Annotated in this window: 8 protein-coding genes; 6 read left to right on the top strand and 2 right to left on the bottom strand. The window is 47.6% G+C overall.

Annotation, left to right across the window (positions count from 1 at the left end):
* Window positions 1-8 precede the first annotated feature (8 nt).
* On the bottom strand, window positions 9-2,192 hold the full coding sequence (locus tag EYS13_RS07075) for a hypothetical protein (protein WP_227767310.1): 2,184 nt from the start codon (window positions 2,190-2,192) through the stop codon (window positions 9-11).
* A 187-nt stretch (window positions 2,193-2,379) separates the two neighbouring features.
* On the opposite strand from EYS13_RS07075, the gene EYS13_RS07070 reads away from it, so the two are divergent.
* Window positions 2,380-4,605 (top strand): YcdB/YcdC domain-containing protein, encoded by a 2,226-nt coding sequence (locus EYS13_RS07070; protein ID WP_227767307.1) that lies wholly within the window; start codon window positions 2,380-2,382, stop codon window positions 4,603-4,605.
* 39 nt (window positions 4,606-4,644) lie between these two features.
* On the opposite strand, the gene EYS13_RS16235 is transcribed toward EYS13_RS07070, so the two are convergent.
* A complete protein-coding gene (locus EYS13_RS16235; RefSeq protein ID WP_265332428.1) occupies window positions 4,645-4,776 on the bottom strand; it encodes a hypothetical protein in 132 nt (43 codons plus the stop codon).
* A gap of 156 nt (window positions 4,777-4,932) precedes the next feature.
* On the opposite strand from EYS13_RS16235, the gene typA reads away from it, so the two are divergent.
* The 5 genes from typA (at window position 4,933) to EYS13_RS07045 (ending at window position 12,296) form a co-directional block, all read left to right on the top strand.
* Complete coding sequence (gene typA, locus EYS13_RS07065; RefSeq protein WP_227767305.1) at window positions 4,933-6,762, top strand: translational GTPase TypA; 1,830 nt, start codon at window positions 4,933-4,935, stop codon at window positions 6,760-6,762.
* Between the two features lie 577 nt (window positions 6,763-7,339).
* Entirely contained in the window at window positions 7,340-8,053 is a 714-nt protein-coding gene (locus EYS13_RS07060; RefSeq protein ID WP_227767304.1) for a cytochrome c biogenesis CcdA family protein, read from the top strand.
* A 284-nt stretch (window positions 8,054-8,337) separates the two neighbouring features.
* Window positions 8,338-10,161: a FapA family protein gene (locus EYS13_RS07055; RefSeq protein WP_227767303.1), complete on the top strand. Its 1,824-nt coding sequence runs from the start codon at window positions 8,338-8,340 to the stop codon at window positions 10,159-10,161.
* A 223-nt stretch (window positions 10,162-10,384) separates the two neighbouring features.
* A complete protein-coding gene (locus EYS13_RS07050) occupies window positions 10,385-11,617 on the top strand; it encodes a D-alanyl-D-alanine carboxypeptidase family protein (protein ID WP_227767301.1) in 1,233 nt (410 codons plus the stop codon).
* Between the two features lie 178 nt (window positions 11,618-11,795).
* Entirely contained in the window at window positions 11,796-12,296 is a 501-nt protein-coding gene (locus EYS13_RS07045) for a chemotaxis protein CheW (RefSeq protein WP_227767299.1), read from the top strand.
* Window positions 12,297-12,306: the final 10 nt, after the last annotated feature.

The raw sequence follows: 12,306 nt of genomic DNA, 5'->3' as shown, positions 1-12,306 counted from the left end.
ATGTTTTTTTATGTTGTTTCGTTTTTGGCCAGGTATAACAGGGGAAAAATCAAATAAATAAAAGTAGTTGCGGCCTGGATGATTCCCGAATCGTTCACTAATAGCCCTACTATGCTGGCAATCAAAATGGCAGCAAAGGCTTGGTAAAGGATAGGGTTATGGGTTTTTAAGCGCAGCACGAAGCCTTTGGGCCAAGCCAGCAGGATGGCAAAAGCCAGGAGAAAGCTGAGCAAAGCTTTTGTCCAGATGGAATAGTTCAGGAGTTTGATATTCATATTAACTTTTCTGCTGATGATGTTGAAAGCTTCATTTAACCCTTCCTGTTTAATGGTGCTGACGGTTAAGGCCATATGGGTGTAGTCGTTTTTGTTCAAGTAAAAATCAGCTGCCGCCACGGCAAAAAGCAAAAGGGCCGCAGCCAAGGGTAAAATCAGCGCCAGTCTAGCTGGCGATTTTTTCTGCTTCAGGTTTAAGAGCAGATAGCCAAAGGAGAGCGTCGCAGTGATCAGTCCGCCTACATCGGCCCCGTACTGGGGTAAAAAGATGGCTGCTGCTGTAAGAATAAGATAAGCTGCACCCAGCAACCGGAGATAACCCCTGTTCTCTTGCCAAAAGAGGGAAGCGCTTAAAAGCGTGGAACCGATCAGTACCCCGGCCAGTTCATTCCCCAGACCGTAATATCTGGCTCCGATAATGGGGTCGTAACCTAACGGAGAATTTTGCATTATCCCCAGCTTAAAGAGCAGATCAAACAGCAGGACTAATGAGGTCAACAGGGCAACGGCCTGGATCTTTTTCAACCCGTTAAAAGGCAGCGCATATACCAGGGCTGAAACAGCAAGTCCAAGGCCAAGGAAAATTACCAGCGATAAAGCTGGGCGGGCTGTTTGAAAATAGCCGAAAAAAATTAAGAGCAGGGTACTTATCAGAAAATAAAAAACAAAAAAACTGATAATCCTGGTAATTAACTCTTTAGTGGTCAGGATCAGCAAGGCAATAGCACTCAAGATAAAGAGGATCTGCATGACTATATGGCTCTTTAAGATAACCGGTCGGTGGTTGTAAATTTCTATCAGCCTGGTATTCAGCCTGAGCAAAAAGTTGAGGTTATTCTCCGAACTGTGGCTTATAACGGGCCTGCCCACAAAAGCAGCAGGGGTATTCAGCCCGAAAAATGCGGCAATGGTAGGAGCCAGGTCTGTGTTTACAACTATCCCTTCGCGCCGCGTACTGGGTGAAGTCAACAGGCCTGCCTGTACACCTTTTCCGTACATAATCACCGGCGTCAAATTGTTGTGCCTGGCCAGTTCCTCTTTGCCGGGTGTGGGTGAAGCCAAGATCAGCAGATCTCTGTCCTGCTTCAGGCTGCTTGCAACTCGGCCCAGCAGGTAATCCAGACGGCGCAAAGCTTGCTCTCTTTGTTGCTTGAAATTTTCCGCGGAGATAAGGGGCTGATATTCTTCCAACCTTGATAGGTCGCCGGTTTCCAGTACTATAAAATCAGCATAGGGTAAAGCTTTGGAAAAATAACTATATATTTTCTCGTAATCCGTACGCCAACCAAAGGGGAAAGTGTCGTCCTTGGTTAAGATTTCCCTGCCGATTTGGCCATTGCCGGCAAACCCCTGCCGGTTTACTGTTAAAAGGGCGGCAAACCTCCGCGGCTCCGCATAAGTATCGGCGTTGCCCAAAATATAAGTGGTTAGGCCGGTCGTTTGCAAGAGTTCTCCTAAGGCGCCGATTTCCACTGAGTATTTCAACCTGCTGGCAGTGTTTTGCAGTTGATAAATGCCTAAATGGCTAATTTCGCCGCTTTTTATTTGAGGTATTCCAATTCCTTGTAAAACCTCTGCAGTGGTCAGAGGCTTTTTCTCGGTGGCAAAAGCTGCCCCGGTCTCCGCGTAGTTGAAGGCCCGTCCTGACCAGGAGGAGCCCAAAGAGCGGCTCCCGGCGGCAATAGTTAAATAAGTATTTTCCGGTATTATTTTACCGGCGGTATTGGTGTTTAAAAGTGCAACGCTACCCCTTTTGAGGATTCGTTGCATGTTCGGCAAGTGGTAGTTTGCCAGGTCGTAGATGCTCAGGTGATCGGCAATTATTAAAACCAATTTTCCGGGCCCCTCAGCGCTGGCAGGAGAAGCCAGAAGAAAAAAAGTGCTTAATAAAACGAAGAAAATTTTTTTGAGTGACAATGGAACCACCTTGCAGATAGATTATGTTCATTTTAATTTTGCCAAGAACCTGTTTTTTATACCACATAGCAAAAAAATGCCATCCAGTGGGAACTTTTTCCGCTTCGGTGAAGTCTAAATATTAAATGCCCACATAATTATTGTTAGCGGGGCAAAGCCAAATAATGATTAAGGGGGAGGGAACGGCATGAAGCGAAGGACATTGGCAGCATTATTGTCGCTTTTAATGGTCGGCAGTATCATAAGTCCTGCGTGGGCAAATCAGCTGCAAGTTAAGGCGGTGCAGCAGGGAGCTGTGCAAGGGGAAGCCAAAGCGCTGATTTCTCAGGAACAGGCCATGGAAATAGTGAAAAAAGCAGTGGGAGGCGCCATTAAACCCGAGTACAAAAGCGATGCTTACCTGGAGAGCCGCTATTACCCTAGCGGTAGACAGGCTTGGCGCCTGGAATGGAGGGACGAAAACCGCAGATCGGGACCTTCCTTTTACCTGTCAGCTATGGTAGATGCGGTTACCGGCGACATCGTGCAACTCAGTGAAAATTACAGCTATGATACTCCTGCCTCGGGTGTCATTACACGCCAGGAAGCGCTCCGGCAGGCAGAAGCATTTATCAAAAAACTGCAGCCGGAGAGATTCAGGGAAGTGGAACTTGTGGAAAGACCGGCGTATTACTCCGGCGGCGGCAGCTATATTGACCTTAACTACCGCTTTGAATGGGAGCGCAAATTTGCCGGGATACCGGTTGAAGGTGATGGTTTCAGCGTAAGCGTAGATGCTGTCAGCGGAAAGATTACCAACTACCAATTCAGCTGGACACCGGGAATTACCAAGGTTGATTTGCCGGTTGCAGAGCCGGAAAAGATAAAAGAACAGGTTGTGGAAGAACTGGGCCTTATCCTGAGCTATGAATACCCTTATGAATGGGCTGTCCAGTCGACAGCATGGCCTGAGCTTAAGCCGGTCTATAGGTTAAATACCGGCCTCTTCGCCTACGTTGATGCTGTGACCGGGAAGCCAATGGATTACAGCGGGCGTATTGTTGATTGGGGAGGACTGCGCCAGTTTAAACGGGAATTTATATTTCAAGGCGGCAGTTTATTTTCGAGTAGACCTGTTGAGCGGAAACGCATCAGTGCTGAGACCGGTATAAAGAAAGCAGAAGAATTTTTTAAGGCGCTGGGGGTATCGGGTCAGGTAAGGCGTTCCGGCGGCGGTGCCAGCCACGGGCCGGGAAATTATTACGAGGAGCACTGGACTTACAGCATCGAAGAGCCCGGGCAGGAGGGAAAACCGTACGTCGGGCGCAATTTAAGTGTGGGGGTCGACGTGTTCACCGGCCAGGTTGTTAATTTTTACCGCTGGGATGAAGGTTTAAAGGAACCGGCCAAGGGCAGCGCCCCGAAGCCTATGAGCAGGGAGGAAGCCCAAAAAAAAGCTGAGGAATTTATTAACAAGGTACAGCCGGGTCTGCTGGCCAAATTAGTCCTGAATCAGGAGGGAAATCCACCTTACAGCAAAGAAAACTGGCAGCAACATTTCAACTGGGTTCGCCTTGTAAACGGGATACCTTTCAACAGGGACGGCGTGCGCGTGACCGTTAATTCCTATACCGGCGAAGTTATCCAATATAATTACAGTTGGGCCGACATGAATTTTGTCGCCCCGGATAAAATTATCAGCCGGGAAGAAGCAAAAGCAGTACTCCTGGCCAACATCAAGCCTACTTTAACGTACATCAGTACCAACAGGTACGAGGAGCGACCGGGTGAACCTGTGTTAGTATATAAGCTGGAGTATCCCCAGGGCAATTTGATTGATGCCGCATCCGGCAAACTTACAGGTTTTCCGTTGGGCCGGGAACGACAGGTGCCAGAGATGGAGGCAACTTCTAATGCTTTAAGTCTCCTCATTTCCAGCGGAGTGATACCGGCTGATGCTTCCCCTGACGGCGCTGTGACCCGCCGCCAGGCCATAAAGGCCCTCAGGTCGGTGCAAGGGTTTTATCCTTATTACGAAGAAGGGGAGAGCAAAGAAAGCAGTTTCAGCGATGTTTCCCCGGAAGACCCCGATTGGCGCTTGATTGAAGGCGCTGTTGACAGCGGAGTGCTTGCTCCCGGCGGTAAGTTCAACCCTGAAGCAAGTATCGACAGGGAAACCCTGGCAGTTTGGGCGGTTAAAACTTTGAACTATGCCACGGTGGCGGAGCTGCCCATTAAGATTGAACTACCGGTTCAGGACAAGAATGAGGTTTCTGCCGAGGCAAGGAATTATGTTGGGTTTGCCTTGGGGCTGGGTATTATGGACGCCAAAGCTGGGAATTTTGAGCCCGGGGGAAAAGTGACCTGGGAAGAGCTGGCCGAGACCCTGGTAAAAAGCGTGGTGCACAGCAGGACGAAAAAATACAGCTGGTAAGCTTCAAACATTAAAAGGGCTGCCTGAGACGCAGCCCTTTTAATGTTCTTCTACTTCTTCCAGGGCAGAGCCTTCGCCGCCATGTTCTGTGCCGATGTTATTCACCACATTAACCGCTACGCCTAAAGCCAACCAAATCACCAGAAATAACCAAATTTGCCATTTCTTCATAACAACCACCCTAATCTAATAATTAACTTATACTAAATTCGCCTCGCATTTAATTTTTCCTGCTTTCCCTGTTACAATACTCACCACTATCTCCTGGTTGCCCAAAAATATCGCACCTGCTATACTAAAGTGTGTTGTTCAAAGGAGGAAAAGCAGATGCAAAGAGTTGATATACGAAATATAGCTATTATTGCCCACGTTGATCATGGCAAAACAACCTTGGTTGACGGCATGCTGAAGCAGAGCGGAATTTTCCGGGCTAACGAAGTAGTAGAAGAAAGGGTTATGGATTCCAATGCTCTGGAGCGGGAAAGAGGTATCACTATTCTGGCTAAAAATACGGCCGTGATGTATCAAGGGGTGAAGATCAATATCGTAGATACTCCTGGCCATGCTGATTTTGGCGGCGAAGTAGAACGGGTTTTAAAAATGGTAGACGGGGTGCTCCTGGTGGTTGACGCTTTTGAGGGTCCCATGCCCCAGACCAGGTTTGTGCTGCAAAAAGCTTTGCAATTAGGCCTAAAGCCTATCGTTGTGATTAACAAAATTGACCGCCCTGAAGCCAGGTGTAATGAAGTTGTGGACGAAGTGCTGGAGCTTTTTATAGAACTGGGGGCGGATGATGCCCAGATTGATTTTCCGGTTGTTTATGCTTCCGCCCGGCAGGGGACAGCTGTGCGGGAACTAGGGGAGACAGGGGTTGATTTAGTGCCGCTGTTTGAAGCAATTTTGGAACATATCCCCTGTCCTGAGGGTGAACCTGACGGTGCATTACAAATGCTGGTGACCAGCCTGGATTATGACTCGTACATTGGCCGGGTGGCAGTGGGCAGGATTCACCGAGGTAAAGTTAGGAGTGGCCAGCAGGCAGCCTTGGTGAAGCCCGATGGCAGCATGACCAGAGGTAAAATTGCCCGTTTGATGAATTTTCAAGGTTTGGCCCGCAACGAAATTCAGGAAGCTACTGTAGGGGAAATAGTTGCCGTGGCAGGCCTTGAGGATGTGGCTATAGGCGACACTGTTGCCTGCGTTGATAATCCTGAAGCTTTGGAGGCTGTTACTATAGATGAGCCTACGCTGTCCATGACATTTATGGTAAATGACAGTCCCTTTGCCGGCCAGGAAGGCGAGTTCGTGACTTCCCGCAAGCTGCGGGAGCGGTTATTCAAAGAACTTAATACCAATGTAAGTTTAAGGGTGGAAGAAACGGACAGCCCAGACATGTTTAAAGTTTCGGGGAGGGGGGAACTGCACTTGTCCATTTTAATTGAAAATATGCGACGGGAAGGCTATGAACTGCAGGTTTCTAAACCCCAGGTCATTTTTAAGCGCCAAAACGGGGTTGTCATGGAGCCCATGGAGTATCTGGTAATTGATATTCCCCAGGCTATGATGGGGCCGGTCATGGAAAACCTTGGGGGAAGGAAGGCCGAGCTGGTGAACATGACCACCTTGAGTACGGGCCAATTGCGGCTGGAATTTAACATCCCTGCCAGGAGCTTAATTGGTTTTCGTTCTGAATTCCTCACCCAGACCCGGGGGCAGGGGGTAATGAACCATACTTTTAACGGTTATCAACCCTATAAAGGAGAAATCAAAACCCGTTATAACGGTTCATTGATTGCTTTTGAGACCGGGGAAGCCACGACTTACGGTCTGCATTCCATTGAAGACCGGGGTACTCTATTTATTGAACCTGGTGCCAAGGTCTATGCAGGAATGATTGTGGGAGAAGGAAACCGGGATGTTGATGTGGAGGTCAATGTCTGTAAGAGAAAACATTTGACCAACATCCGTTCCAGCACAGCTGAAGAAGCAATCCGTTTAAAGGAGCCCAGGATTTTAACATTGGAAGAGGCAATAGAGTTTATTAATGAAGATGAGCTGGTTGAAGTTACGCCCAAAAATATTCGCTTGCGCAAGAGGTTTCTTGATAAAGACCAGCGGGTGAAAGCACAAAAACAGAAAGCGTCCAGCCTGCAATAAGGATTACCTTTAACAAACTCCCGCAAACATAGCGGGAATCAGGCTACCCTCAAAATGTTAACCCTTGTGTCTGCTGCTCCGGGATGACTTCGCCAAGAGCGCTGCTTCTGCTCATCGTTTGACTTCCAGCGGCACGCGCTGACGCGGCGTCCATGCCACTCCAGCGCTCTCGCAGCGTCCATGCTGCTCGGCCGCTTACAGTCAAACTCTTCACAGAGCGCTCTATGGCTTGTCATATGTCGCAGCTGCACACAATGGGTTACAATTTTTCATTCTTCTGATGGTGCTGCACAGCAGCATGGGTGTCTGTCGACAAAATTCTTGGTAGCTCGCATGTATTATGGAGCGGGACTTGTTTCGCTCAGCCGTCGGCGGCTTTGCCGCCGGTAACGGCGTGCGAGCTTGTCCAGAGCGAAATAATACATGCGAGCTTTGTCTACAGTCTGACTCCCGCTAACATTGCGGGAGTTTTAAGTTTATTGCCAATTTATTAAATTACAAGATGTAGTAAAAGGGCAGGAATATCGGTATTAGTAGCGAAATATGAAAATAGTAATTAAGTAAAAGGAGATAAATGATGCTGGAGAACTTTTTTACCAATGTTATTCCGGTTGCAGTGCAAGGCCGGTCAGTGCTGGCCTATTTGATTGTATTCTTAGGCGGTGTGTTAACCAGTTTCAGTCCTTGTATCCTTTCCATGCTCCCGGTCATGGTCGGTTACGTAGGCGGCTACGGCGAACAGCACAAGTGGAGGGGTTTTCTTTTATCCGCTTTTTTCGTGTTGGGCTTAGCCACCACATTTAGCATTCTTGGCCTTTCAGCCGCTTTTTTAGGCAAGGTTTTCGGTCGGATAGGTTCCACCTGGTACCTGGTGCTAAGTGTAATAGCCATCGCCATGGGTTTAAACCTTTTGGGAGTGTTTACAATCAAGTTGCCCGGGTTTTGTGGAGTTGCTTTTAAAGGAAGGGGTGTTGTGGGCTCTTACTTGGTGGGACTTTTATTTGGCCTAGTGGCCTCCCCGTGCGCCACTCCGGTATTGGTAGTGATTGTTGCCTACGTGGCAAGTAAAGGTCAGGTTTTATACGGCGGCTCCCTGCTCTTTACTTACGGCTTGGGACACGGCTTGCCGCTGCTTTTGGCCGGCACTTTTACGTCTTTCTTAAAGAGTTTGCCCGCTTTTCGGAAGTTCAGCCGTTATATAAATCTGGCCAGCGGGGTTATTTTGATTGGGATAGGAATGTATTTCCTCTATTTATGGGGGCAAACCTCGTCGTTAGTCCTTAGTCGTTAGTACTTTGCGTCGGCCTTTGGCCGAGTCCTCAGTCCCCAGTCCCTAGTCCCGGCTTAGTCTTTAATACTGAGGACTGACGACTGGTGACTGGTGACTGCTCCAGAGAAATACATGCAACTAAGCCTAACGACTACGGCGCTAGCCTGCTGAGAGCTGATAGCTGGCGGCTGAAAGCTGATAACTGACGAACTTGCGACGGGGTATCCGCGTTACAGTTATTTTCAGGGCAGTCTAAATTAAGGTGATGGTTGGCAGGAATTTAGGTGTATATAGTAGAAATTTAGGTGAATAATAGCGTTTGTGGCAATATGATGCAAGGAGCGGGTATGATGCAGGCGGCAGGGGATAATACAACAACCTTAAATGGGACAGTGGCAATCTACCAGGGGCAAGCGCTGGTCACCAATCCCCGGGAGGGCGGCAAACCTGCTGTGATAACACCGGGGGATCATGCCCAAGTCCTGGTGAACGGTTCGACCCTTACGGGTCCAAAGCAAGTTACTGCCGAGGATGAAATAAAACTGATACCTGATTGTTCCGCCCCTGATTGGCAGTTAAACATCAGAGTCAGCTCAGACAAAATGAATGCTTATGTAAGAATTGACCGCACACCGGGGAGCCGTTACCGGATTTTTGATCATGGCCCTGCCCATGAGTTGACTGTAAAGGCTGAACTAGAGGAGCTGATCAAGCCTGAAATTACAACACAAGAAGTGATTCAGCTCCTGCAAGCCAAAGGAATTGTTCATGGTATTATGCCGGAGATGGTACAGCTGGCCATTGCTTCAGAACAAAACAGCGAATACCTTGTTGCCCAGGGAGTACCACCGGTACCGGGAATTGATGCAGAGATTAGACTGGTGTTTGCGGAAAAACTGCAAAAAAACAAGCCGGAAGAAGCACCTCTCATCCATTTGCATGATGTAATCAGCGTAGAGCCGGGAGAACTCTTAGCTGAAGTAATTCCTCCCCAGCCGGGCAAGAGCGGGGTAGACGTCTATGGTAATCCTGTCCTGCCGCCGGCGCCTAAGAACATTGTCCTGGCGGCAGGAAACGGGGCAGAGGTCAACAAAGAAGGAACCAGGGCTAAGGCCCTTATTGCCGGTCGGCCTGTCCTTAGCGGTCATACTGTTACCGTTTATCCAAGCTATACTTTAAATGGTGACGTAGATGCCAAAACAGGACAAGTTCTTTTTAAAGGTGACGTTATTATCCAGGGCAACGTTTTGGATGGCATGAAAGTGGAGGCCAGCGGCAAGGTGGTGGTGAACGGCTATGTGGCTAATGCCACCATAATTGGCGGTGGAGATGTGGTAATCCACCAAAATCTGGTAGGCGGTACGGTTAGAGCCGGTGGAGTTTCTGCCATTTGCCAAAGGTTAATTGCAAGTCTAACTACTCTGCAACAGTACCTGATGCAGCTTGTTCCGGCAATAACCCAGTTAAAAAAACATCCTACCGTGTCCAGAAACAGGGATCTGGAGAGGCTGGGCGACGGAGTGCTGGTTAAAATGCTTCTGGATACCAAGTTCAAACAGATCCCGGCTGTTTTAAAAGAAATTGAGGAAGATCTGGAGAAATTGGTTGGAGCCGTTGAAAGCAAAGAGTTGGATTATTTCCGGAAATCATTCAGTGACTTTACTAAAAAATTTTGCGCCCGTGTTCCTTTGGAGCTTAAAACGGTGGCTCTTATTCAGGAGTTCTGTACAAAATTTACCGGTGAAATCAAAAACGTCAGCCAGGTGCTGAAGGAAAGAGCCAGGGAAAAGGCAAAGCTATCGGTACCCTATGTGCAAAATTCCCATCTGGAATCCAGCGGTGACGTTTATATCACCGGTAAAGGATGCTACAGCTCCAATATTTACGCAGGAGGAAACGTCCTTATTTACGGCTCGCCGGGAGTATTCAGGGGTGGTGAAATTATTGCCGGCGGTAATATTAAGGTTCGGGAGTTGGGAAGTCAGGCAGAAGCAATTACACTTGCCCAGGTAGGCAAGGACAGGACAATTACTGTTGACCGGGCCTATCCTGGGGTAACCATTAAAGCAGGAGCCCGGGTGGAAAAAATTAACTCTGTGACTCACGGTCTGATTTTAGAAGGAATTTGATACATTTATACAGGCTGTTGAATACCTGTTATTCAGCAGCCTGTATTTTTCTCATTTTATCTCATTGTAATTGTATAGGAAACTATACTTGCGAAAAAACTGTGGATAGTTTCCTGGACATAAAAATGCTTTTGTTCTTGCTTGGAAAGAAAAAACAAGCCTTTCCGGAAAAAACATATGGTATAATAGGGTGTACTATTTTACCCAGGGAGGAGAAAAATCAATGCATTTTTTGTGGCGTTCCTTGGCCTTTGTCGTGCTAATAGCTGTTCTTTACGCAGCATCACCGTTAGCTCAGGCTCCTGCTTGGGCCATACAGGAACCCCAGATTAATGGAGAATCGGCGATTTTGCTTGAAATGACAAGTGGACAGGTCATCTGGGCTAAAAATGAACATGTCAAAAGGGCACCCGCCAGTACAACCAAAATTTTAACTGCCCTTATTGCCCTGGAGAAAGGAAAGCTGGATGATCTGGTTACCGTGAGCGAGGAAGCTGTGCGGGTAGAAGGAACCAGGGTCTATTTGGTTGCGGGAGAAAAGCAGAGTTTAGAAAACTTGCTTTACGCCATGCTTTTAAATTCCGCCAACGATGCAGCCTACGCCATTGCGGAGTATATCGGGGGAAATGTGGAAAATTTTACCCGGATGATGAACAAAAAGGCGCAGGAATTAGGCGCTGTTAATTCCAATTTTGTCACCCCCAACGGTTTGGATGCAGAAGGGCATTATACGACAGCCTACGATTTGGCTCTGATCGCCAGAGCCGCTATGGAAAATCCGAAGTTTCGGGAAATAGTGGCTACCAAGACCAGAAAATGGCACGGGGCCGAATGGGAAAGTACCTTAATTAACCAAAATGATCTCTTGTCTACTTATGAAGGAACTATAGGAGTAAAAACAGGCTATACCAGTCAGGCAAAAAATTGCTTGGTCAGCGCAGCCCGCAGGAATGGAGATACGTATTTAGCTGTGGTTCTGGGCAGCCAAACTAAGAGCAGTGTTATATCGGACAGCAAAAAGCTGCTGGATTACGCTTTTGAAAACTATTACACTCAATCCTTGGCCCGAAAAGGGGAAACTGTGGCCGAAATCAGCCTGGAAGGACAAAACTTGAGCATAACTCCTATATCGGACCTGGCATACCTGCAGTCCAGGTGGACCCCCGTCTTTCCTCAGGCTAAGATTAACCTTTTGCCACTGAAGGCCCCGGTGGGAAAAGGAGAAAAAGTGGGAGAAATTCAATATTTATGGGAAAATGAGGAAATTGGTCGGGTCGAGCTGGTAGCGCAAAACGCGGTTCAAAACAGGACTACCCTTTTTGACTGGTGGGTACGGCTTACTTCCTTTGTCTTTGTCCTGCTGGCAATTATGCTTACTCTCAGAATCATCAATGGCAGGAGAAGAACAAAGTACCGCACGTTTTCCCGAAGATCCAGTATTTACCGAGGTTTATAACTTTAGGCCGGCACAATGCCGGCTTTTTTCTTTCAATCTGCGATTTTTTAGACAAAAAGTCGAAGAAGAAAAGGATTTTTTTCAATTTTATTGAACTTGATCATGTATCCAATACTTTCCGATATTACCTGCTTTTTTAGTGATTAAAAAATATAACTATATGAAAGGGTGAATATTAATGGAAGAAAAGAATATTAACGCGGAAGAACAGTTGGTGGTTTTTAATCTCGGGGGAGAGACCTACGGCATCGATATTTCTGTAGTCCACGAAATTATCAGGCTTCAGACTATTACCAAAGTGCCCAGGACACCCCATTTTGTTGAAGGTGTAATCAACCTCCGGGGTAGAATAGTGCCTGTAATTGATTTACATAAAAGATTTAACTTGCCTGTTTCAGAAGAAACGCAGCATTCCCGGATAATCGTAGTGGAAGTTGCAGGGGTTACTGTAGGGATGATCGTGGATTCGGTATCGGAAGTGCTGCGCCTACCGGTGGCCAACATTGAGCCGCCGCCGACGGTGATTTCCGCAGGAATTGACTCCGCTTATTTGCGGGGCGTCGGCAAATGGCAGGAACAGTTAATAATCTTATTGGATTTGGATAAAGTGCTGCATGAAAAGGAACAAAAGGAATTGCAGCAGCAGAGCTTTGCAGAGGCCGCAGCTAGGGTTGAATAGCAGGGGGTTT

This window comes from Zhaonella formicivorans (assembly GCF_004353525.1).
GTDB classification, from domain to species: domain Bacteria; phylum Bacillota; class DUOV01; order DUOV01; family Zhaonellaceae; genus Zhaonella; species Zhaonella formicivorans.
The sequence above is the reverse complement of the archived record's forward strand: the minus strand, read 5'-3'. Positions and strand labels throughout refer to the sequence as shown.

What these genes read in the sequence shown, in the direction of transcription:
- EYS13_RS07070 (WP_227767307.1), top strand. Translation starts at nt 2,380, where the DNA reads ATGAAGCGAAGGACATTGGCAGCATTATTGTCGCTTTTAATGGTCGGC.
- EYS13_RS16235 (WP_265332428.1), bottom strand. Translation starts at nt 4,776, where the DNA reads ATGAAGAAATGGCAAATTTGGTTATTTCTGGTGATTTGGTTGGCTTTA.
- typA (WP_227767305.1), top strand. Translation starts at nt 4,933, where the DNA reads ATGCAAAGAGTTGATATACGAAATATAGCTATTATTGCCCACGTTGAT.
- EYS13_RS07060 (WP_227767304.1), top strand. Translation starts at nt 7,340, where the DNA reads ATGCTGGAGAACTTTTTTACCAATGTTATTCCGGTTGCAGTGCAAGGC.
- EYS13_RS07050 (WP_227767301.1), top strand. Translation starts at nt 10,385, where the DNA reads ATGCATTTTTTGTGGCGTTCCTTGGCCTTTGTCGTGCTAATAGCTGTT.
- EYS13_RS07045 (WP_227767299.1), top strand. Translation starts at nt 11,796, where the DNA reads ATGGAAGAAAAGAATATTAACGCGGAAGAACAGTTGGTGGTTTTTAAT.